This is a genomic window from Sphingobium sp. C100 (assembly GCF_000508185.1).
GTDB lineage: Bacteria > Pseudomonadota > Alphaproteobacteria > Sphingomonadales > Sphingomonadaceae > Sphingobium.
On record NZ_AYOY01000143.1, the window covers coordinates 37,281 to 59,667 of the forward strand.

Genomic DNA, 22,387 nt, shown 5'->3' on the forward strand with positions numbered 1-22,387 from the left:
TCAGCCCGCCACCGGCTGGGGCCGCAAGGCGCGACGCAGGATCTTGCCGGTCGGTCCCTTGGGCAACTCGTCCAAAATGGTGATGGCGGCGGGCACCTTGTAGGAAGCAAGATGGGTCCGGCAATGGGCCAGAATCTGGTCGGGCGTCGGGCAACGGCCCGGTTGCAAAGCGACGAAGGCGACAGGAATCTCGCCCAATATCGCATCCTCGCGCGCGATCACCGCCGCTTCCGCAACGCCCGGAACCTGATAGAGGACTTCCTCTATATCGGCGGGGTAGATATTCTGCCCGCCGCGGATGATGACGTCCTTCTTGCGATCGACGATATAGGCATAGCCGTCCGCATCGAGATGCCCGATATCGCCGGTTCGCAGCCAGCCGTCGCGCAGCGCCATCGCGCTGTCCAACGGTGCGCGGAAATAGCCGGACATGACGTTCGGACCGCGCACGAGGATTTCTCCACTGATGCCGACGGGACAGGACGCGCCGGCATCGTCAACGATGGCGAGGTCCATGCCGTCAAGTACGCGGCCGATGGTGCGTTCCCGCTCCATCACACCGTTGGCGCTGAGCCTGACCTGCGTCAGTGTGACGAGCGCCGTCGCTTCGGTCAGGCCATAGCCAGTGAGCAGCCGGACGTCCGGCGCGACGGCCAGAAGGCGCTGAAGCAGGGCGGAGGGCACCGGCGCGCCGCCGGTCATGACGGTGCGCAGCGAGCCGAGCGAGTCGCGGCTGGCGGACGGATGATCGAGGATCTTCTGCAACATCGTCGGCACAGCGGGCAGGAAGGTGCAGCGATGGGCCGCAATCGCTTCAATGCAGGCAGCGGCGTCGAACCGGGCGTGCAGGACCATCGTGCAGCCGGTCACCAGCATCGCATTGATGCACTGGTTGAGCCCGAACGTGTTGTAGAGGGGCAACGCGCACAGGATGACGCTGTCGCCGTCCAGTCCCAGCCAGCCTGGCGTGCTGTCATAATTGGCGGCCAGATTGCCAGCGGACAGCATGACGCCCTTCGCCTTGCCCGTGGTGGCGCTGGTGAGAAGGAGCATGGCCATATCCTCCGGCCGCATCGGGACGGGTTCGGACAGGGGAGGCGCATTGTTCATCGCCGATATCAACGAGCGGGCGTTCACGCCGTCCAGCGGCGTGTCGAGCAGGATCAGGGTGCAGCCCAGGTCCGCGTCCAGCGCGTCGGCCAGATCGCTGGTGGTCACGATGTGGGCAAGCGCGCAGCAGGCGACGGCGTGGCGGATCTCGCCTGTGCGGTAGAGGATGTTGATGGGCGTGACGACCGCGCCGAGCGCGAACAACGCTTGCTGGGCAAGGATGAAATCGGGCGAGGCGCGCAGCAACAGTCCGACATGGTCGCCATGGCCGATGCCGAGCGCAGCGAAGCCGCCGGCCATATCTCGCGCGCCTTGCGCCAGCCGGAAGAAACTGTGCGTCGCGCCTTCGAATACCAGCGCCGTCCGGTCAGGCGACTCGGAGGCGAGTTCAAAGAGCCGGGCAGCGCGATTAACCATGGGGCGCCTCGGTCAATACAGGAAGGGACAGGCCGTAAGTTGCGGTGGCCGTGCCGGCGAACAGGGCATGTCTCTCCATGTCGCTGGCGCCAGCAGTTACGCGCTTGAAGGCGTTCCAGAGCGTGCAGTAGGAATACATCGCCTTGTCGACCGGAAAATTGCTTTCGAACATGCAGCGGTCGGCTCCGAACAGGTCGATGCAACGGTCGATATAGGGGCGCCATGCGTCGGCCAGTTCGGTCGAAGAAGGCGGCTGGTCACGCTCGTGCCAGCGCGCGCCGCAGATGATCATGCCAAAGCCGCCGATCTTGACCCGCACATCGGGGCAACTGGCGAGGTCGGCCATATCCTGTGACCAGCGCCGGAAATTCTCATCGGTGCGCCCTTCATAGGGGCCGACGCCGATGATGCAGCCGATATGATCGAGGATGATGGGCAGGTCAGGCATGGCGCGGGCGAGGCCCGTCAGTTCGGGGATTTGCTGGTGATAGAGCATCGCGTCGTAGACGAGGCCCATAGCCTGCACCTGCGCGAGTCCGGCGCGATAAACAGGATCGGCCAGCATCCCGGCGGGCGAGGGGCGCAGCACGATGCCGTTGGGGAAAAGTTCGTCGCGCGAAACGGAATGACGGATGCCGCGCAGGCGCCCGTCTGCCGCTTCTGCGTGGGCGGCCAGCACCTCCTCCACCGCATCGCCCAGCATCAGGTCGGCATGGGCAACGATGCCCGCTGCGATCGCGGTGCGCGCGCCGCGCCGATGCGCCTGCGCAGCGATGGCGGCGACCGCTTCGGTTTCGCCCACCGGTGCGAGATGGGCCGGTCCGTTCGTGCGATAGGCATAATGTGCCTGGACGAAAACGGTCGCGTCGATCCGATGGCCTTCGTCCAGATCGTCCAATAGTTCGTCCAGCAGATAGGGATTGCCCGCTTCCACCCAAAGGTGATGATGCGGATCGACGATCGGCAGATTGGGGGCGATCGCCTCTTCCCGGGCGCGGGCCAGCCAAGCCGGATTCGGGGCTGGATAGCGATAGCGGCCCGTCACGTCCAAACCCATATCCTGCCTCTCCATTCATGCTTTGCCCGATAATGTTTCGGATAAAAGCAAAATGCAATCACCTTATTCAATCCTCATAATCGTCAATTAGGCCGCGCGGTATGCCATTTTCGCATTGATCATGAAAATCCGACTAATCGTCGATTTATCTTGACTAGGGGGGTGAGGGCAGCATAACCAAGGCTGCAACGCCGTTCACCGCTTCAAGCAGGGGAATGGTGCTGGGATGAGGAATGCACTGATGGCACTAAGCAAGGTGGGGGTCGTTGCGACCGCCCAGACAGAATTTCGACCTGCCTGGAACAACGCCCAGCATATCGATCTGATCTCTTCGGTGGTCACGTCGGTATTCAAGGGTTCAGGCCTGACAATCGATGATGTGGACTTCATCATCGATTCCGGCAGCGACGTGCTCGACGGCCGGTCCATTTCCAACTGCGGCTTTCTGGGCGCGCTCGGCGCGCACCACAAGGAAGAGGCGCGGGTCGAGGAGGATGGCTTGTGGGCAGCGCTCTATGGCGTGAACAAGATCCGCTCTGGCTCTTCCTCGGTCGGCCTGATCGTCGCCTATTCCAAACCGTCGGAATCCAACGTCGATCTTTACTGGAACGCGCAGGTGGAGCCTTTCTACCAGCGCCCGGTCGGTTTTGGTCAGCGTGCGGCCAACGGCATCCAGGCGCAGCGTTATCTGGCCGAAAGCGGCCTTTCGACGCGCGACCTGGCTGATCTGGTAGCCGACCGCTGGGCCGCTGCCGCAGCTTCGGGCAAGGTGTCCATCGACGATCTGCCCGATGCCGATGCCATTCTGGCCGCCAAGGAAGGCGCTGCCCCGCTCACGGAACTGATGTTCACCCGGCCGGTCGATGGCGCCGTCGCGGTGCTGGTCGCGCGGGAAGATATTGCCCGCCGGGTCAGTCGCAATCCGGCCTTCATCACCGGCATGGGCACTTCAATGGACACCCACAGCGTGGCTGCGCGGGACGCTGGTCGGCTGTCGTCCGCCGTGAAAGCCGCTGACATGGCCTATCGTAATGCCGGCTGGACGTCGGCAGAGGCGGACCTTGCCGAAATTAGCGGATCGTCGGTCATTGGCGAGTTGCTGGCGATCGAAGCGCTGGGTCTGGCCGAAACGGGCAAGGGCCTGTCGGCCGCGCGTGATGGCAAGGTCGCGATCAACCGTTCGGGCGGCGCGCTGCCGGCCGATCCGATCATGGCGACGGGCCTTGTCCGGCTGGCGGAAGCCAGCAGGCAGCTGAGCCAGCCTGAATTGTTCGGCGGCGGCACTCCCAGCCGCGCCATCGTCCACGGCGCCGGCGGCGTCGGCATGCAGAATAACTGCGTCTTCACTCTCGAGGTTTGATCATGGGCCGTCACGTTGGAATTGTAGGGGTCGGTCAGACCCATCATGCACGCCGCCGGACCGATGTCAGCCAGGCGGGCCTGGTGCGCGAGGCAGTGGACCGTGCGCTCGCGGACGCCAAGCTGAGCATGGACGACATCGACACTGTCGTCGTCGCCACCGGTCCGGTTCTGTTCGCCGCGGTGAACCAGCCCGAAAAATGGGTGGTCGATGCGATCGGGGCGCAAGGCAAGTCGGTGGTCCGGTTGACCAGCGGCGGCGGCGCGGGCTTTGCCGGTGCGCTGGCTGGCTATTATCAGGTCGCGGGCGGATTTTCCGAGCGCACGCTGGTGGTCGCCTATGACAAGCTGTCCGAAGGGCAGCTGCAATATTCGATCTCCACCCTCTACGATCCTTTTTGGGGACGGGAGTTCGCGGTCGGCATCATGGGCTTTTCCGCCGCTTATTGGCGCGCGCGCATGGATGTGCTGGGCCATACGGAGGAAGCGGCGGCGATGGTTGCGGCAAAGAACCGCAAGAATGCGATCGCCAACCCTTATGCGCATGTGAAGAAGGAAGTCTCGGTCGACGACGTCCTCAATTCCAAGCCGCTCTGCTGGCCGATCAAGCTGCTCGATGTGCCACCCATTTCGGACGGGGCCGCCGCGATCGTGCTGTCGTCGGAAAAGATGGCGCATCATTCGACCAGCCGCCCGGCCTGGATCCGGGGCATCGCCTATTGCTGCGAGGCGGACAATGCGCCCGAACGGTCGTTGATGCTGTCCGAACCGCTGGCGATCGCCAGCCGCCAGGTCTATCGCGCCGCCGGCATCACCAACCCGCGCCGTCAGTTCGACGTGGTGGAGGTGCAGGAGCCCTATAGCTGCTTTGAGCTGAACTATTATGAGAGCCTGGGCCTATGTCCGCCTGGACAGGCGGCTGAGCTCGTCGCGTCCGGGGCGACGCAGCTGGATGGCGACATACCGGTCAATCCCTCGGGCGGCTGCATGGGCGCCAACCCCATCGGCGCGGTCGGCGTCATCCGCCTGATCGAGGCGGCGACGCAGGTCATGGGCAAGAATGAAACCCATCAGATCAAGGACGCCAAGACCGCACTCGTCCAATCGGGCGGCGGCTGGGCCAATCTGCGCGGTTGCGCCGTTCTGAGCGCATAAGGAGAGACACGATGTTTTCCGCACCGGACAGCTATCCGATCGACCTGCCGACCTTTCACAGCGAGATCAACCTGCCCTACACGCTAACGCCCGGCCGCGCAGCGGGCACTTTCCTGGCGGAGGTCAAGAACCGCCGGATCGTAGCGTCGCGTTTCGCGTCGGGTCAGGTTGTCGCCCCCGCGCAGGATTTTTCATCAACCGGCGGCGAGGAACCCGAAGCCTTTGTCGAAGCGCCGCATACCGGCGTGTTGACCGCCTTTACCCGCGTGGACGGCAACGTCATCGGTTTCATCCGCCTCGACGGTTGCGACAATGATTTCCCGCACCGCATCCTGGCCGACCTCGGCGACCTTTCGATCGGCCAGCGGGTCGAGGCGGAATGGGACGACAGCGTCGAACAGTCTGTGCTGGCGATCAAGGGATTCAAACCCGCACCCGATGCGCCAGTCGGCACCGTCCAGCCGCTGGCGACGACGGAAGAGCCGCTGGGCGTCATCCCCTATGCGATGAAACTCGATTATGAACATGCTTATGGCCCTTATTATGGGCGCATGTTCGACGAGATTCGCGAGAATGGCCGGTTCATGGGCGTGCGATCGCCTGGCAGCGACGTCGCGCTGTTGCCACCGCGCGAGATAGACGATGTCACCCATAACCGCACCGGCACCTGGAAGGCGTGTGCCGACACCGGCACCATCCGGGGCTGTTCCATCATCAATATGGAAGTCTATGGGCAGACCCGCAAGGTGCCCTATGTCTATGCCGAGATCGTGCTGGACGGCGCTTCGACCCGCATGATCCACGTCATCGAGATCGACAGCCTGGAAGAAGCGAAAGAGAAGATCAAGCCGGGCACCCGCGTCCGCGCAGTGTGGACCGATGGCGAGCGCAAGGGGCGCGTGTCCGACATCGAACGTTTCGAGGTGATCGAGGGGTGAGCCACTATCGCATCACCTCCCTTCGGCTGGGGGAGCTTTACCTGCCGCATGGCGGGGCGGTGATGCGCGATCCGGTGCATTGCTGGCTGATCCGCGGGGAGGGCCGCACGATCCTGGTGGATAGCGGGATGGCCGACATCCCCACCATCCACAAGCGGTTGCGCGTGCAGGGCACGGGCGGCGGCCATCCTGCATTGGTCGCCGCGCTCGCCGAACAGGGACTGACGCCGGCCGATGTCAGCCACGTCGTCCTGACCCATCTGCATTTCGACCATGCCGATAATCTGGACCTGTTTCCCGACGCCTGCGTGGTCGTGCAGCGGGCGGAACTGATGGCGGCGGTCGATCCAGTGCCTTCGCAGCGGGTCTTTTACTGGCGATCGACGCTCGACAATCTGATGGCGCGCAAGCGCCCGGCGCAATTGATGCTGCTGGATGGCGATCATCAATTGTTCCCTGGCATTCGCCTGTTGTCCGTCCCCAGCCATACGGAAGGAATGCAGGTCGTCATCGTCGATACGGCCAAGGGCAAGGCGGCGATCGTGTCGGACCTGGGCGACCATTATCGCTACTGGTTCCCGGCGGACGCACGCGCCACCAGCCAACCGCAGCGCTCGCTGACCGGCGCCTATCTGACCGGCAATATCCGCAGCGAGAGTGAGCGCGACTGGCAGCGGGCCATGCGCCGTGTGCAGGACAATAGCGACATCGTCGTGCCCGCTCATGATTTTCGCATACCGCGCAATATTCCGGACGAATGGTTCGCCATTCCCGATTCCACAGAGGGCGACCTCGCCCATCATCCCGTCGAAACAGAAACGCCTTGAGAGGTGCCCATGGCCTACGAAAATATCCTTTATGACGTCAGCGATCGGATCGCCACCGTCACGCTCAACCGGCCCGATGCGATGAACGCTACGACGGACGAGCTGTATCAGGAATTGCAACAGTTGCTGGGTGAGATCGCCGCAGACACATCGGTGGGCTGCGTCATTCTGACGGGGGCGGGCAAGGGGTTCTGCGCTGGGGCCGATCTCAAGGCGCGACGCGATCATATGACGCCGATCCAGTTGCGCGCCCGGCATCGCTGGATATTGAAGGACATATTGGAGCCGCTGTTCCGACTGGAAAAGCCTGTGATTGCCGCCGTCAACGGCGCAGCGGCCGGGGCGGGCTTCAACATCGCGCTGGCTTGCGATTTCATCATCGCGAGCGAGCAGGCCAGCTTCATCCAGGCTTTTGCCAAAGTGGGCCTGGTCCCCGATCTGGGTGGCATGTATCTGCTTGGTCGGGTGATCGGCATTAACAAGGCGAAGGAACTGTGCTTCACCGCGCGCAAGGTGCTGGCCGATGAAGCCAAGGCGCTGGGTATCGTCAACCATGTCGTGCCGCACGACCAACTCATGGGCGAGGCGCGGGCTACCGCAGCCAGGATCGTCGCTGGGTCGCCCACGGCGCTGGCCATGACCAAGACGTTGCTGAACAAGGCCAGCAATTCCACGCTCGACCAGATGCTGGAATATGAAAGCTACGCCCAAACCGTCGCCTATCTGACGCCGGAATATAAAGAAGGGGTGCAGGCGTTCCGCGAGAAGCGCGCACCCGATTTTGCCGCAGCGGCAGCAAGGGGCTGAATCATGGACTTCAGCTACAGCCCGCAGGAGGAGAGGTTTCGCGCGGAGCTTCGCGCTTGGCTGGCCGACGCCTTGCCGCGAGGCTGGGGCGAAACCGTGTTCGAACCGGAGGACGAGGACGAACGGGCGATGTTCCGCCTGGAGTGGGAACGCAAGCTCCATTCGGGCGGCTGGAGCGGAATCAACTGGCCGGTGGAATATGGCGGGCGCGGCGCCACTCTGGTCGAGCGCGCGATCTTCGCCGAGGAAATGGCGCGGGTCGGGGCGCCGGAAGGACTTAACATCATCGGCCATAACCTGGCTGGGCCGACGATCTTGCTGTTCGGCACGGAAGAACAGAAAAAATATTTCCTGCCCCGCATCCTGTCGTCTGAAGATGTTTGGTGCCAGGGCTTTTCCGAACCCAATGCCGGGTCCGATCTGGCGTCGGTGCGCACGCGGGCCGAGCGGCGCGGCGACAAGTTCATCGTCAATGGCCAGAAAATCTGGACGAGCTTCGCGCAATATTCGCAATGGTGCTTCGCGCTGGTGCGGACCGACCCGGATGCGCCCAAGCATAAGGGCCTGAGCTTTTTGCTGATCGACATGAAAAGTCCCGGCATATCGATCCGCCCGTTAAGGCAGATTTCAGGCGAGTGCGAGTTTAACGAGACGTTCTTCGATGACGTCGAGGTGCCGGTGGAGAATATCGTCGGCGACATCAACGACGGGTGGCGGATTGCCATGACCACGCTCGCCTATGAGCGGGGGCCGGAGGACGCGCTCGGCCGCCAGATCCGCTTCAGCCAGGAACTGGAAAAGCTGATCGGCACGACAGCCGCGACGCGGCGTGGCGATGCCATGCTGATCGACGATCCGATCGTGCGGCAGAAGCTGGCGCGCGCGGTGACGGAGGTAGAGGTCATGCGCCTGAACGCGGTGCGGACCTTCAGCAAATATCTGAACGGCGACGATAGGGGGCCGGACGCATCCATCATCAAGCTCTATTGGAGCCATGCGGCGCAGAATATGTATGAGGCGGCGATGGACATATTGGGGCCGACGGCGCCGATCGCCGCGCCAGATCCGCTGAGTACCGGCGGTGGGCGATTCCAGTTAAGTTACCTGCAATCCAAGGCCTTCACCATTTATTCCGGTTCCTCGGAAATCCAGCGTAACATCATCGGCGAGCGTATGCTCGGCCTGCCGCGTTAGGGGGACGGCGCCATGAATTTCGGGTTCAATGAAGAACAGAAAAGCCTGGGCGAGACGGTTGCCGCCTTGCTGGCGGATTTTCCCGCGCTGACCACGCCGGATCCGGCCGAGGCGCGCGATCCTGCGGTCTGGCGCGCGTTGGCCGATCTTGGGCTTTTTGCGCTGTTGGTGCCTGAGGCGCATGGCGGGGTCGGACTGACGCTGGTCGATGTCGCGCTGGCGATCGAGGCGCTGGGTGCGGGCCTGGCGCCGCCGATCGCCGCCTCCACCCTGATCGCAACCGACATCATCGTGCGCGAAGGCACGGCCCAGCAGCAGGCGTCGCTGCTTCCGCGCATCGCGACGGGTGATTTGCGCATTGCACTGGCGGTGATGGAGAATGGTCAGGGTTATGATCCTGGGGCGGTGCAAACCGTCATGGGGGGCAATGGCATCACTGGATCGAAGATATTGGTGCCGGACGCGGATGTCGCCGACCTGCTGCTGGTTGTAGCGCGTGTCGATGGCCGCGTGGGCCTTGTCCTGGTTGCGCATGATGCGCGGGGCGTGTCGATCCGGCATCATGCCGATATCGATCCGTCGAGCGGCCTTTGCGAAGTGACGCTCGACGGGGCAGCGCTGATGGACGGGGCGGTGATTGGTCATGCGGGATCGGGCGATGCCGTCACCCGCCTGATGGATGCCGGGGCGATCGTCTATGCCGGCATGGCGATGGGCATGGCCGGAAGGATGCTGGACACGGCGGTCGATTATGCCAAGACGCGCGTTCAGTTCGGCCAGCCAATCGGTGCGTTTCAGTCGATCAAGCATCGCTGCGCCGACATGGCCGTGGCGGTCGAGGCGGGGCGGTCAGCGGCCTATTATGCCTTTTGGACGGCGGCGGAAAATGTGCCCGATCGCAGTCGCGCCGCGTCCATGGCCAAGGCCTATTGCGGCGAGGTCGCTCGCGACGTCTGCAACGAAACCGTGCAGATTCATGGTGGCATGGGTTTCACCTGGGAATTGGGGCTGCATCGCTTTTTGCGCCGGACAAAGGTGCTGGAGCATGGCTTTGGCAATCATGTCTGGCATTATGAGCGGATCATGGTGGAAACGCTGGCGGTGCAATCTGCGGTCGAGGCCGCACGTGCGGCCTGACGGATGGGCCTTTCATCGGATGGTGTGGACCAGATGAGCGAACAATTGCTGCGTGACATCGAGATTCTGGCGGACTTGTTCAAGGCCGGCGGCTGGACCGAGTTGCGGGTCGAAAGCGGCGCGATCAGCCTGCTTCTGTCAAAGGACAAGGCGACGCTGTCGCTGGATGGGGGGCACCAGGCGGCAGTGTCGGTTGCCGCTGCACCTCCCGTCGTGGAAGATATGCCGGTGCAATCGGCATCAGACGGCATAGGCGCCAGCGCCGGGCCGATTGACCCGGCCTGGACGGCGGTGAAAGCGCCCAATCTAGGCACCTTCTATCGATCGCCAAAGCCCGGATCGCCCCCCTTTGTCGAAGTGGGCCAACGGGTCGAGGCACAAAGCGAACTCTGTCTGATCGAGGTGATGAAGCTTTTCACCTCGGTAAAGGCAGGAGTCGCCGGAACCGTCCGGCATGTTGCCGTGGCCGACGCCGATCTGGTCGAGGGCGGACAACCGCTCTTCTACATCGCGTGCGATTGAAAATTCTGAAAGACGCGCCGGACGGCCGCGGGAGAGTATAAGCGAATGGCTCATATCGAATTTCTCGACGAAACGATGCGCGACGGGCAGCAGAGCCTGTGGGGCCTGCGTATGCGCGCCGGCATGGCGCTGCCGGTGTCGCCGCTGATCGACAAGACCGGGTTCAAGACGATCGACCTGACCGGCGGCGGGATGCTGGACGTGCTCACGCGCTATTGTCAGGAAAATTACTGGGAGGGGCTGGACCTGCTGGTCGCCTCCATGCCCAACACGCCGCTGCGCGCGGGCCTGCGCGCCAACGCCAACGTCACGTTCAGCGTCAGCCCGCGCGCGCTGATGGACCTGTGGGTTCGTCGGCTGTGCGCGCATGGCGTGCGGTCTTTCTGGATCTACGATGTGCTGTTCGGCTTCGACAATATGTTGCGCCTGGCCAAGGTCGCGAAGGAAAGCGACGCCTGGGTGGCGGCCGCCGTCATGTTCGCGCTCTCGCCTGTCCATACCGACGAATATTATGCACAGAAGGTGCGCGTGCTGGCCGCCAGCCCGGACGTGGACAGCATCCTGCTCTACGATACGGCCGGGGTGCTGGAGAAGGAGCGGCTTCAGACGCTGATGCCCGGCATCGTGGCGGCGGCCAATGGCAAGCCCATCGAGTTCCACGCCAACAACCTGCTGGGCATGACGGCGAAGGCCTATCTGGACGCAGTGGACCTGGGTGTGTCCGTCCTCCACACCGCCAGCAAGCCGATGGCGAACGGCCCGTCCGTTCCCGCAACCGAGACGATGGTGCGCAATATCGAACTGAAGGGCCATACCCATAATCTGGACAGCAGCCTGTTCCAGCCGGTGGCCGATCATTTTCGCGCCGTCGGCAAGGCGGCCGGCTTCCTGGTCGACCAATATGCCGAATATGACGTCTTCTCGATCGAGCATCAGATTCCCGGCGGGATGATGGGGACATTCAAGGCGCAGCTTGCCATGCACAATATGACCGATAGGATCGGCGATGTGCTGGCGGAGGTCGCGGCTGTGCGCAAGGATCTGGGCTATCCGGGCATGGCGACGCCGTTCAGCCAGCTTGTCGGCATCCAGGCGGTGCTGAATATCGTCACTGGCGAGCGTTATGGCACCGTACCGGACGAGGTCGTGCAATATGCCGCCGGCTTCTATGGCGAAACGGTCGCGCCGATCGACGCCAATGTGCTGGACCGCATCATGGGCAGCGCACGAGCCAAGGAAGTGCTCGACAACCCGCCGCCCGATCCGGACCTGGCCGAGCTGATGAAGCAATATGGCACGCAGGACGAGGATGAATTGATCCTGCGCGCTACCGTGCCGCAGGCGGACATCGACAAGATGCGCGCGTCCGGGCCGGTCCGGCGTGATTATCCGCTGCTGTCGTCGCCCGAACTGGAACAGATGCGCAAGCTGATGCAGGTCGCCACCATGCCGGTGGTCGAGTTGAAGTCGGCCGGCCTCAACCTCAGCCTGCGGCGCGATAGCTGATGCGCCGCTATGTCGTGACGCCGGGCGAGGGGATCGGGGGGCTGAGGATCGAGACGGCCGCGCCGCCTCAACCGGCGCGCGGTCAAGTGCTGGTGGCGATGAAGGCCGCGTCGCTCAACTATCGCGATCTCATGATCCTGGGCGGCCAATATCCTGGCATGGATGCCACCCCTGTGGTCCCGTTGTCCGATGGCACTGGGGAGGTGATCGCGATCGGCGAAGGCGTGTCCCGGTTCGCGGTCGGCGACCGGGTTGCTGGCATATTCCTGCAAAGCTGGGCGGGCGGCACGATCACGGATGCTGATATCGGCTCGGCGCTGGGCGGTGGAATCGACGGCGTGCTCGCGGAACAATGCCTGTTCAGCGAACAGGGGCTTGTCGCGATTCCCGACCATCTGACCTATGAGCAGGCCGCGACGCTACCTTGTGCTGGCGTGACCGCGTGGAACGCGCTGTTCGGCGCGCGTTCGCTAATCGCGGGGCAGACGGTGCTGACACTGGGGACCGGCGGCGTTTCGATGTTCGCCATACAATTCGCGCTGGCGGCGGGCGCACGCGTCATCGCCACCTCCTCGAGCGACGCGAAACTGGCGCGTGTTCGCGACATGGGCGTGGCGGACACGATCAATTATAGCGCCACGCCCGAATGGGGCGCGGAAACCCGGCGGCTGACCGGGGGCCGCGGCGTCGATACAGTGGTCGAAGTCGGCGGCCCCGGCACGCTCGCCAAGTCGATAGAGGCAACGGCGCGCGACGGCATCGTGCAATTGATCGGCGTGCTGTCCTTTGCGCAGATCGACCCGCTGCCGATCCTGACGAGCGGTATCACGGTGCGCGGCTTCATGGTGGGACCGCGCGAGATGTTCGAGGCGATGAACCGTGCGATCAGCCAGCACAAAATCGTGCCGGTGATCGACCGCGTCTTCCCATTCGAAGACGCGGCGGCGGCCTATGCCCATATCCAGTCCGCCGGGCATTTCGGAAAGGTGGTCATTCGCATCGCCGACTAACGCGCCTTAGCGCGCCAGATAGCCGCCATCGACGGGATAATAGGTGCCGGTCATGAAGCTGGCGAGCGGCGAGACGAGGAAGCAGACGGCGGCGGCAATCTCCTCGGGCTGGGCGATGCGTCCGAGCGCGTGCATGGCTGCAATTTCCTGCATCCTGTCCCGCGTCGCCGCCTGGAGCAGCGGGGTTTCGACATAGCCCGGACCGACGGCGTTGACGCGAATGCCCATTGGCGCACCCTCCAGCGCTGCTGCCTTGGTCAGGCCTACGATAGCGTGCTTGCACGTGGTATAAGCCGATGCGCCGGCCGCCGCCACGGCGGACATGACTGACCCGATATTGACGACGGCGCCGCCGCCAGCATCGCGCATTGCCGGGATTTCGGCTTTGAGGCTGAGGAACACGCCGTCCATGTTGACGGACGCCACGCGCCGCCATTCCGCGAAGGGCAGTTCGCTGATCGGCGTATGCGTGCTGGTGACGCCGGCGTTGTTGACGGCGATGTGGAGCGCGCCGAATTGCTGACGGGCAAAGTCCACCATGGCGAAGCAGGACGCCTCATCCGCCGTGTCAGCCGCCGTGCCGGCCACATTCGGGCCGAGCGTGGCGGCCAGCGCCCGCGCTGCGTCACCGTTGAGGTCCGCGATCACCACCTTCGCCCCGGCGGCGAGCAGCGCCTCCACGCAGGATTTGCCGATGCCCGATGCGCCGCCCGTGACCAGGGCGACCTTGTCCGTCAGATCAATGGGGGTCATGTCTTCTGCCTTATCGTTGGATCTTCGCTTGCCAGTTCGAGGATGAAGTCCTCGATCGGCCGGTTTACCCGGCGCGGGTTGCTGAGGTTCACCGCATGAGGTCCGCCTGGCACCAGCGTCACCACGCGCGGATCGGGAACAGCCTGGGCTGTCAGCAGTCCCAGTTCGTGCGAGGTGGCAAGGTCGGCGAGGCCGTGGATCACCGCGACCGGCATGGTGACCTCCGCCAGCCGGTGGAACAGCGGATCGATCGATGCGAGCGCGCCGGTCGCGTCGCGCACCTGCGCCTTCGACATGCGCGACCAGGCGTCATGCCAGTGGGCATGGTCGATCCCTGGCCCCAGAATGAAATCACCCAGGAAGGTGAGCTTTTCGATGTCCGGGCCGTTCTCGATCCAGTCGCCGATATGGCGGGCAAAGCTGTCGTCGTCGCTCTTGGGTGCTTCGCCCGCCTGGGTCGAAAGTTGCACCAGTCCGTGAAACCGCTCCGGCGCGAGCAACGCGGCGCGCATCCCGACCAGGCCCCCCTGGCTCATGCCGACATGGATCACCTTGTCGAGGCCGAGCGCGTCCATCATCGCCAGCATGTCGCGCGCCGAATCCCAATAGTCGAACGGCCCGTCCCAGACCGTATCGCCATGCGCCCGCGCGTCCCATGCGATGCAGCGCCAGCGGTCGTGAAAATAGTCGAGTTGCGGCGCGAACATTGATCGGTTCATCATATAACCATGACTGAACAATATGGCGGTGCCGCCGCCGCCGCTATCGTCGAGTGCGACGGTCGCGCCTGTGGGTAAGGATAATGTCTGCACGCCGCTCTCTCCCGCTTGCATCAGATTGCCGATATGCCGCCGTCAACCATATGGCAGGCGCCATTTACATAGGTGGAGGCGTCGGACAGCAAATAGGCGGCGGCCTGCGCGACCTCCGCCATACGACCGAAGCGGCGGCTGGGGATCACCGCCATCCGCGCCCGCGCGCGTTCAGACGGTTCGCCCGGCTTGCTGCCCATGATCGCGTCGATCATCCGTCCGTCGAGCGGGCCGGGGCAGAGCGCGTTGACGCGCAGCCCTGCTGGGCCATAGTCGATTGCGGCACAGCGCGTCAGACCGATCACCGCGTGCTTGCTGGCGACATAGGCGCTCATGCCAGCGGCGCCCTTGATCCCGCCGGTGCTGGCGATGTTGACGATCGACCCGCCCGGCGTCCGCATCCGGGGTATGCCATGCTTCATCCCCAGGAACACGCCGGTTACGTTGACGTCCATCACCCGGCGGAACAGGGCAGTATCAAGCGCATCGAGCGGCGTTGCTGCATTTTCGATGCCCGCCCCGTTGACGAGGCCGCCGAGCGGTGTCTCCAGCGTCGCGAAGGCGCGAGCCACCGAGGCTTCGTCCGCGACATCGACGACGATCGTGCGCAGGCGAGGTGAGCCGGTCATGGCGTGGAGCGCGGCCGCGTCGCGGTCGATCGCGATGACATGGGCGCCAAGCTCCAGCAGCAGCGTGGTCATGGCCGCACCCAGCTCGCCTGCTGCGCCCACGACGGCGATGTGGCGGCCGTCCAGGTCGATGAGGGGGCGGCCTGTCATGACGCGAAGGTCGCGAGATAGCGTTCCGTCAGCGCAGCGTCATAGGCGCTGTGCTGCGCCAGTTGCGTCTGCCAGTCGATGTCGGTTTCGATTGGGTTGCCCGTCGCCAAGTGACGGATCTGATTGAAATAATAGGCGATAGTAGCCTGCGCCTCCGTTCCCGGCTGATCGTCGGGCGAGGGGAGACGGTCGATTCGGCCATCGAGCAAGGCATCGACCAGCCCAGCGTCGAGGCAGAGCGGGCGGGCGATGCCAACAGCGTCGAGCGCGCCCGTCTCGAGCGCTTGTGCCATGGCGGCGCGGCTGCGAAATCCACCGGTGACGGCGAGCGGCACTGACACATGCGGACGCAGGCGCGCAGCGAAGTCAAGGAAATAGGCTTCGCGCGCCAGGGTGGACGCTTTCTTGAGCAGCGTGCCATCCTGTTCGCGACCCACCATGACTTGCGATTCGTAACTGCCGCCGGAAATTTCGAGCAGGTCGATGCCGGCTGCGCAGAGCCAGTGGACGATCTGGATCGATTCCTCTTCGGTCAGGCCGCCTTTCTGGAAATCGGCGCTGTTGAGCTTGACGGATATCGGGAAATCGGCGCCCGTCGCCGCGCGGATGGCGGTGACGATGTCGAGCAGCAGCCGCGCGCGATTCTTCAGGTTGCCGCCCCAATCATCGTCGCGCCTATTGGTGAGGGGGCTGAGGAACTGGGACAGAAGATAGCCGTGCGCGGCATGGACTTGCACGCCGGTAAAGCCGGTGTCACGGGCGGTCAGCGCGACATGGACGAAACGGTGCTGGATGTCGTCAATTTCCGCGACGGTCAGCGCTCGGCACATGCCAGCGCCGCCGACCAGCGGCATGGCGGATGGGGCGACGAATGTGTCGGGCGATGCACCTGCCTGTCGGCCAGGATGATTGATCTGCATCCAGATATGGGTGCCGTTCTCCCGTCCTGCAGCGGCACATGCCCTGAGCTGTTCCAGCCCGCCATTGCCGTCGATCGCGACATTGCCCGGCCGCTCGACGAAACGCCGATCGACCTGGACATTTCCGGTCAGAAGCAGGCCCGCGCCGCCCCGCGCCCAGCGTCCGTAAAGCGCGGCATGATCAGCGGTCGCGCGATTGTCCGGCGTGCCGATGCCTTCGGTCATCGCGCCTTTAACTACGCGGTTCTTGAGCACGGCGCCGCAGGGCAGCGTCAACGGGTCGGTCAGGGTGGGTGGCATGATCGGTTCTTCTCTAGCGGATGTAGCGGCGGACATAATCGCGGCCCAGGCCGACCTTCTCGAAATGGGCGGCGCTCTGTTCGATGCGGGTGAAGACGTTGGACTGACCGACAGGCCGGTCATCATCGTCCAGTTCGATCAGCGATCCCGCGATCCAGAACAGGGTTTCCGACCCGCCGGGCAGTCCTATCAGCGTGTGGGTGTCGCCGGCCGGCTCCAGCAGATACTGGCCTGCGGTCGCGATCCAGTCGCGCTCGCGGTAGCGCCACTGTCCCGACAGGACATAGGCCTGGACCGGGCAGGCATGGGCATGGCGGCTGATCTTGCCCTCCGCCCGGATGCGGGTGACATTGGCCCATGCTCCCGATACGGTATCGAACATCAGCGGGCGCATCCACACCCCGTCCATGGCGGCGGGCACCCATTCGCGGTCGTCCTGGCTGCTGGTTTCCAGCAACAATTCGCTGTGCCGGAACGATCCGGCGGGATGGTCATGCGTCATTTCGCCTCCTGTGGCAGTGCATAGGCATGGAAGGTGCGGCCGAGCGGGAAGGATTGCGACGTGACATGGCCGGTGGCGGCAATCACCACGAACTGCCGCCCGCTGCGTGGCCCGACATAGGTCATGGGATTGGCGTTGCCGCTGGCGGGCATGCGCACCGACCACAATTCCTTGCCCGTGTCCGTCGCAAAGGCGCGAAAGGTGCGTTCCTTAAGCCCGCCGAAGAAGGTCAGGCCGCTGCGCGTGACCAGCGTGCCGCCGAAACCGGGCATCCCCATGCGGATCGGCAGGCCGACCTTCAGCCCCAAGGGGCCGCTGTCGCGCACGGTGCCGACGGGACGCTGCCAGGCGATCTTGCGGGTCGTCATGTCGATCGCGGTCATGCGGCCATAGGGCGGCGCCAGGCAGAGCGTGCCGAGCGGACTGGTGAAGCCGCGCAGGCGCGCGCCATAGGGCGTGCCCGCCATCGGCAGGGGTGCGGCGAAATCGGTTGCATTGTGGCTCGCCCCCGGTCCCTTGCCGTCGCCAGCTGCCGCGCGCGGGACCAGTTGCATCAGCGTGGGATAATAGATGCTGTTGACCAGCAGCAGCCGCCGTTCGGGATCATAGGAAACCCCGCTCCAGTTCATGCCGCCCCCCAGGCTGGGATAGAGCAGGGATTCGGTGAGGCCAGGCGGGGTGTTGGGGCCGTCATAGCGCAGCTTGCGGAAATGGATACGGCACCACAACTGGTCGATCGGGGTGATGCCCCACATGTCACGCTCCGTGATCCGGTGACCCGCGAGCGAGGGCATGCCGATGGAGAAAGGCTGGGTGGGGGAAAGGCGTTCTTCCGGCACCTTGCCCGCTTGTGGCGCCCGTTGTTCGCGTACCTGCGCCAACGGCTTGCCGGTGCGGCGGTCGAGCAGGAACAGTTCGCCCCGCTTGGTCGGCTGGACCAGCGCAGGGATCGTGCCGCCCGGCGCGGGCAGGTCGATCAGGGTCGGTTGCGAGGCGACGTCATAGTCCCACAGGTCGTGATGCGTAGTTTGAAAGGACCAGCGAACCGCGCCGGTCGCGGCATCCAACGCGACGACGGAGCTGCCATATTTCTCGCTCTGCGCTGAGCGATAGGCGCCGAAATGATCCGGCGTTGCGCTGCCGGTGGGCACGAACACCAGGCCCAGTTTCGCGTCGGCGCTCATTGGCGCCCAGCTGTTGGGGGTGGAACGGGTATAGGCCTGTCCAGCCGGCGGGCTGTGCGAATTGTCGGGATTTCCCATATCCCAGGCCCAGCGCAGCGCGCCGGTGGTGACGTCGTAGCCGCGCACCACGCCCGACGGCTCGTCCGTGCTGACATTGTCGGCGACCCAGCCGCCCAGCACAATCACATCGCCGATAATTACCGGGGCGGAGCTGATATAATAAAGGCCGGGCGCGGTGCGGCCCATGCCTTGGTTCAGATCGACGAAGCCACCCTGGCCGAAGGTGGGGCATGGGCGGCCGGTGGCGTTATCGAGCGCGATCAGTTGAGCGCCGTAGGTCGCGGTGATGACGCGACGACGGCAGGTGGCGGGCGCGGTCTCGCCGCCATCATGATAGGCGACGCCGCGACAGGTCCGCACCGCTGACCCGCCCTTTGGATCAACCTTCGGGTCGAAGCGCCAGAGCGGCTTGCCGGTTTCCGGATCAAGCGCAAAGACGACATTGGTTTGCGTACAGAGCAGCAGCTTGCCGTCCACCATCAGCGGCGTGGATTGCATGGGGCTGGGGACAGGCGCGCTCATCGGGTCGTGCCCGGTGTCGAAGGTCCAGGCGAGATGCAGCTTTCCGACATTGGCTGGCGTTATCTGTGTCAGCGGCGAAAAGCGGGTGCCGGCGTCGTCGCGGCCCCAGACCGGCCATTGACCAGGATCGCCGGACAGGGCCACCGGCGTCATCTTGCGACCGGCCGCCGCCGCGATCTCCATTGGCGACTGGAGCGCGCACCCCAGAATCAACAGCAAGCCCGCGACCCCCACCAGCCCCGCCGCGACTGCTCCATCACCGACCCGATGACGGACGAAGGGCAGCAGGAAGGATAAGCCGAACAGGGCGGGGCCGACGATCCTGGCGGTCAGCTGCCAGCCGTCGAACCCGACTTCCCACAGCGCCCACAGGATCGTAACCGCCAGGAACAGCGCAAAGAGCCAGCCGGCTCGACGGTCGCCGTGCCACAGCCAATAGCCGCTGAGCGCTACGGCGATACCACCGGGCAGATAATAAGGTGACCCGCCAAGCCACGCCAGCCAAGCGCCGCCTAGGCTTACAACGAGGCCGAAAAAGAGCAGCAGCGCGGCGAGGAGGCGGGTCAGCCAGATCATGGCCGGGCGTATCGCGCGGCCGTTATTGTCCTCATGCGTTAAAGCCCCTTTGCAATATCTCCATGAAGGGGGCGAGGTCCGGGAAGCCCGAAGTGGCGGTGATGCCGCCGTCGACCGGGATGATCGCGCCCGTCATGTAGGATGCCTTGTCGGACGCCAGGAAGGCGACGACTTCCGCAATCTCTTCGGGCTGGCCGATGCGAGTCATCGGCACGGCGCGGATGAAATTATCGAACACGCTTTCGGCGGCCTTGAGCCCCGCGAAGAGTGGCGTGTCCACACAGCCAGGGCAGATGGCGTTGACGCGGATGCCCGACTTGGCCATGTCCATCGCCAGCGCGCGGGTATAGTTGACCACGCCACCCTTGGCCGTGTTGTAGGCGGTCATGCCGAAATCGCCCAGCATCCCTGAAATGGAGGCGTTGTTGACGATAGCGCCTGATCCGTTGCGGACCATGTGCGGCAGCGCCGCCTTGCAGCCGTAGAAAACTGAATAGAGGTCGACCTCTATCACCCGCCGGAAGGTCGCCGCGTCAAGGTCGAGCGTCGTGCCCATGCCGCCTATGCCGGCATTGTTGAACAGGATGTCGATCCGGCCGAAATGCGCCGCCGCCCCATCGACGAAGGCGATGACATCGTCCTGCTGCGACACGTCGGTGCGCGTGAAGCTGGCATTGCCCGCGCCCAGTTCAGTGACCAGTGTCTGCCCCATATCCTCGTTGAGGTCGGCAATCGCAATGCGGCCGCCGTCGCGCACGATGGTGCGGGCGAAGGCCGCGCCAATGCCCGAAGCGCCGCCGGTCACGAGCGCGACCTTGCCATCGAATAGCTGGGTCAACATCCTCTCCATCAATTCATATTGTTATATCCGAATCATTGTCGGAAAATATGGTTCAAAAGACAAGCTGTTTCTAAAGGTGATTCTGCAATAATATGCTCGCCGCGCCGATACCGTGGGATTGCGTCTCCACGAGCTTTCCGGCAGTGCATCCATTCACTAGCGACAAATGCCGAATGAATATCGATTTTGTGTCGTCGGCATCCCCATTGCTGCTATGCTTTGGGACAAAGGGAGAGGAGATCGTGATGATCGATATAGATGTCATTTCCGTGCGCTCGGGCGACGTCAGCTTATCCGTTGCCGTGGCAGGGAAAGGGCCACTCGTCATCATGATGCACGGTTGGCCTGATCTCGGGCGAGCCTGGCGCCATCAGATGGGACCGCTGGCCGATGCCGGCTATCGTGTTGCTGCGCCCGACATGCGCGGATATGGCGACTCTTCCGCGCCGGAAGACCCCGCTGCCTACACGATCGATCATGCCGCCGATGATATGTCCGCCATCGCTGACGCGCTGGGTTATCGGACCTGGATTTCGGTCGGCCATGACTGGGGGTCGCCGGTCGCTTGGCGCACGGCGCAGCGATTTCCGGATCGAGTGCGGGCCGTCTTCTCTCTTGGCGTGCCGCATCGCTTGCCCAGCCCCGTCGGTGCGCATGAATGGTTCGATGCGGTTTATCCTGGCCGCTTCTACTATATGCGCTATTTCGAGCCGGTCGGTCCGGCGGAGGATGAACTCGGGCGCGATGCCCGCGACAGCCTGAAGCGGATATTTCACGCATTGTCGGGTGAGGTGCCCTTTGGCGAATGGCTCAAGCCCCGGCCGCTGGACGACGCCCTCCTCCCCGGTCTCGCCTCGCCGCCAGCCGGGCCGTTGTCATTCATGAGCGATGCAGAACTGGATGCCCACGCCGCGCCTTTCCTGCGTAATGGCTTTTATGGCTCGCTATGCTGGTACAGGAACTGGGACACGAACGAGGCGCAAGCGCGCGCCTATGGTGACCAGACCATCCGTCAGCCCACCGGCTTCCTGTGCGGCGACCGCGAGATCGTGCTGCTCATGTTCGACCATGGCCTTGAGACCCAGCGCACGCTGTGCCCTGACCTGCGAATGGAACGCATCCTGTCGGGCTGCGGCCATTGGACGCCGTCCGAGCGACCCACTGAGACGACCACAGCCTTGCTGGAATTCCTGTCCGATGTGGCGCGGCGGCCAGGCGAAGGCGCTTCTTAATAGCGAAATGACATGCCCATGCACAGGATCGCACCGCCTAGCCATGCCAGCTTGCCCATCGAAGGGGCATCGCCATAGATTGTCATGCCGACGATCACCGAGCCTATAATGATGGCCAGCGTGATGATGGGAATCAGCAAGCTGAGATCGACGCCCGACAATATCAGTCGCGCCATGCAGACCACGCCGATGGCGTAACAGGCGAAGACACCGAAGCTGGGCAACGGCGCGGTCATTCCGCGCGTCGCGGGGAGGATCGACGCCCCGGCAAGCTGGAACAGGGTGGCGGCCACGAACAGGGCCAGGGTTCCGGCGGTCATGTCCGTCATGCGACGCCGCCTTCGGTTCGGGCAATGCCGGTCGAAGCGGCTCCGGTTGGCCGGATGGTTATGCCCAGCCCTTCCTCCGCCGTGCGCAGGTCCAGATAATCGCGCCATGCGGCGATCCTGCCGTCGCGTACCTCCATGACGCCGGTGACCGGCAGCGGCACGACGACTGATCGATCAGCCTTGGACTCCAGATAGTCGACTCGCTCTGTGAAGATGATAGCGTCGCGCGAGGCGATGCTGAGCGTCTCGATCCGCACCGAAAAGGCGGAAAAAATACTGTCCAGATAGGCACGGATCTGGTCGAGGCCGTGCCGTGGCGGCAGGGGCATATCGATATAGCTCGCACCCTCGGCAAAATAGCCGAGCAGGATATCGACATTGCCGCTTTCCCAATGGTCCAGAAACTCCAGCACCATGGTCTCGTCGTCGCTATAGGCAATCGGCATCTCGCTCATCCTCTCCTCTGTGTCGAACCGGCCAAATCGCCAGCATCTTGTTTTATAGGATGGGGGCCACGCCCCGCGTCGGTCCCGCTTCC

The 22,387-nt window shown here is 64.0% G+C and carries 22 protein-coding genes; 11 read left to right on the forward strand and 11 right to left on the reverse strand.

Annotation, left to right across the window (positions count from 1 at the left end; translation table 11 throughout):
- Both C100_RS35735 and C100_RS35740 read right to left on the reverse strand, forming a co-directional pair.
- Nucleotides 1–1,527, reverse strand: a complete 1,527-nt coding sequence (locus C100_RS35735; protein ID WP_024019862.1) for a class I adenylate-forming enzyme family protein — start codon at nucleotides 1,525–1,527, stop codon at nucleotides 1–3.
- Nucleotides 1,520–2,584 carry an amidohydrolase family protein gene (locus C100_RS35740; protein WP_024019863.1) on the reverse strand — a complete coding sequence of 355 codons (1,065 nt, stop codon included), beginning with the start codon at nucleotides 2,582–2,584 and terminating at the stop codon, nucleotides 1,520–1,522. The genes C100_RS35735 and C100_RS35740 overlap by 8 nt, the downstream gene beginning before the upstream one ends.
- Nucleotides 2,585–2,825: 241 nt before the next feature.
- Between C100_RS35740 and C100_RS35745 the strand changes: the two genes are divergently transcribed.
- Genes C100_RS35745 through C100_RS35790 form a run of 10 tightly spaced genes read left to right on the forward strand, consistent with a single transcriptional unit; the run spans nucleotide 2,826 to nucleotide 13,039 of the window.
- Nucleotides 2,826–3,944 (forward strand): thiolase C-terminal domain-containing protein, encoded by a 1,119-nt coding sequence (locus tag C100_RS35745; RefSeq protein ID WP_024019864.1) that lies wholly within the window; start codon nucleotides 2,826–2,828, stop codon nucleotides 3,942–3,944.
- Nucleotides 3,945–3,946: 2 nt separating this feature from the next.
- Nucleotides 3,947–5,098, forward strand: coding sequence for a thiolase C-terminal domain-containing protein (locus C100_RS35750; protein ID WP_031309430.1), 1,152 nt, complete (start codon nucleotides 3,947–3,949; stop codon nucleotides 5,096–5,098).
- Between the two features lie 11 nt (nucleotides 5,099–5,109).
- A complete protein-coding gene (locus C100_RS35755) occupies nucleotides 5,110–6,036 on the forward strand; it encodes an OB-fold nucleic acid binding domain-containing protein (protein ID WP_024019866.1) in 927 nt (308 codons plus the stop codon).
- Complete coding sequence (locus tag C100_RS35760; RefSeq protein WP_024019867.1) at nucleotides 6,033–6,863, forward strand: N-acyl homoserine lactonase family protein; 831 nt, start codon at nucleotides 6,033–6,035, stop codon at nucleotides 6,861–6,863. Before C100_RS35755 ends, C100_RS35760 begins: the two co-directional genes overlap by 4 nt.
- Before the next feature lie 9 nt (nucleotides 6,864–6,872).
- On the forward strand, nucleotides 6,873–7,670 hold the full coding sequence (locus tag C100_RS35765) for an enoyl-CoA hydratase/isomerase family protein (protein ID WP_024019868.1): 798 nt from the start codon (nucleotides 6,873–6,875) through the stop codon (nucleotides 7,668–7,670).
- Nucleotides 7,671–7,673: 3 nt separating this feature from the next.
- Nucleotides 7,674–8,864, forward strand: a complete 1,191-nt coding sequence (locus C100_RS35770; protein WP_024019869.1) for an acyl-CoA dehydrogenase — start codon at nucleotides 7,674–7,676, stop codon at nucleotides 8,862–8,864.
- A gap of 12 nt (nucleotides 8,865–8,876) precedes the next feature.
- Nucleotides 8,877–10,001: an acyl-CoA dehydrogenase family protein gene (locus C100_RS35775; protein ID WP_024019870.1), complete on the forward strand. Its 1,125-nt coding sequence runs from the start codon at nucleotides 8,877–8,879 to the stop codon at nucleotides 9,999–10,001.
- 33 nt (nucleotides 10,002–10,034) lie between these two features.
- Nucleotides 10,035–10,523, forward strand: a complete 489-nt coding sequence (locus C100_RS35780) for an acetyl-CoA carboxylase biotin carboxyl carrier protein (RefSeq protein ID WP_031309431.1) — start codon at nucleotides 10,035–10,037, stop codon at nucleotides 10,521–10,523.
- Nucleotides 10,524–10,568: 45 nt separating this feature from the next.
- The gene (locus C100_RS35785) at nucleotides 10,569–12,029 is read left to right on the forward strand and encodes a pyruvate carboxylase (RefSeq protein ID WP_024019872.1); all 1,461 of its coding nucleotides are present in this window, start codon (nucleotides 10,569–10,571) and stop codon (nucleotides 12,027–12,029) included.
- Entirely contained in the window at nucleotides 12,029–13,039 is a 1,011-nt protein-coding gene (locus C100_RS35790) for a zinc-dependent alcohol dehydrogenase family protein (protein ID WP_024019873.1), read from the forward strand. Before C100_RS35785 ends, C100_RS35790 begins: the two co-directional genes overlap by 1 nt.
- Nucleotides 13,040–13,045: 6 nt before the next feature.
- Here the strand turns inward: C100_RS35790 and C100_RS35795 are convergent, their stop codons facing one another.
- The 7 genes from C100_RS35795 to C100_RS35825 are packed head-to-tail and all read right to left on the reverse strand — an operon-like array spanning nucleotide 13,046 to nucleotide 20,288.
- Nucleotides 13,046–13,792 carry an SDR family NAD(P)-dependent oxidoreductase gene (locus tag C100_RS35795; RefSeq protein WP_024019874.1) on the reverse strand — a complete coding sequence of 249 codons (747 nt, stop codon included), beginning with the start codon at nucleotides 13,790–13,792 and terminating at the stop codon, nucleotides 13,046–13,048.
- Nucleotides 13,789–14,604, reverse strand: a complete 816-nt coding sequence (locus tag C100_RS35800; RefSeq protein WP_161633912.1) for an alpha/beta fold hydrolase — start codon at nucleotides 14,602–14,604, stop codon at nucleotides 13,789–13,791. Before C100_RS35800 ends, C100_RS35795 begins: the two co-directional genes overlap by 4 nt.
- Before the next feature lie 20 nt (nucleotides 14,605–14,624).
- The gene (locus C100_RS35805; protein ID WP_024019876.1) at nucleotides 14,625–15,383 is read right to left on the reverse strand and encodes an SDR family NAD(P)-dependent oxidoreductase; all 759 of its coding nucleotides are present in this window, start codon (nucleotides 15,381–15,383) and stop codon (nucleotides 14,625–14,627) included.
- A complete protein-coding gene (locus C100_RS35810) occupies nucleotides 15,380–16,603 on the reverse strand; it encodes an NADH:flavin oxidoreductase/NADH oxidase family protein (RefSeq protein ID WP_024019877.1) in 1,224 nt (407 codons plus the stop codon). Before C100_RS35810 ends, C100_RS35805 begins: the two co-directional genes overlap by 4 nt.
- 13 nt (nucleotides 16,604–16,616) lie before the next feature.
- Nucleotides 16,617–17,105, reverse strand: a complete 489-nt coding sequence (locus C100_RS35815; RefSeq protein ID WP_024019878.1) for a 2,4'-dihydroxyacetophenone dioxygenase family protein — start codon at nucleotides 17,103–17,105, stop codon at nucleotides 16,617–16,619.
- Nucleotides 17,102–19,447 carry a membrane-bound PQQ-dependent dehydrogenase, glucose/quinate/shikimate family gene (locus C100_RS35820; RefSeq protein WP_024019879.1) on the reverse strand — a complete coding sequence of 782 codons (2,346 nt, stop codon included), beginning with the start codon at nucleotides 19,445–19,447 and terminating at the stop codon, nucleotides 17,102–17,104. The genes C100_RS35815 and C100_RS35820 overlap by 4 nt, the downstream gene beginning before the upstream one ends.
- Before the next feature lie 31 nt (nucleotides 19,448–19,478).
- On the reverse strand, nucleotides 19,479–20,288 hold the full coding sequence (locus C100_RS35825; protein WP_024019880.1) for an SDR family NAD(P)-dependent oxidoreductase: 810 nt from the start codon (nucleotides 20,286–20,288) through the stop codon (nucleotides 19,479–19,481).
- Nucleotides 20,289–20,533: 245 nt separating this feature from the next.
- On the opposite strand from C100_RS35825, the gene C100_RS35830 reads away from it, so the two are divergent.
- A complete protein-coding gene (locus tag C100_RS35830) occupies nucleotides 20,534–21,520 on the forward strand; it encodes an alpha/beta hydrolase (protein ID WP_031309434.1) in 987 nt (328 codons plus the stop codon).
- On the opposite strand, the gene C100_RS35835 is transcribed toward C100_RS35830, so the two are convergent.
- Together C100_RS35835 and C100_RS0124650 are read right to left on the reverse strand one after the other, a co-directional pair.
- Nucleotides 21,517–21,849: a hypothetical protein gene (locus C100_RS35835; protein WP_024019882.1), complete on the reverse strand. Its 333-nt coding sequence runs from the start codon at nucleotides 21,847–21,849 to the stop codon at nucleotides 21,517–21,519. The two genes, C100_RS35830 and C100_RS35835, sit on opposite strands and share 4 nt — an antisense overlap.
- Nucleotides 21,846–22,304, reverse strand: coding sequence for a nuclear transport factor 2 family protein (locus C100_RS0124650; RefSeq protein WP_024019883.1), 459 nt, complete (start codon nucleotides 22,302–22,304; stop codon nucleotides 21,846–21,848). The genes C100_RS35835 and C100_RS0124650 overlap by 4 nt, the downstream gene beginning before the upstream one ends.
- Nucleotides 22,305–22,387: the final 83 nt, after the last annotated feature.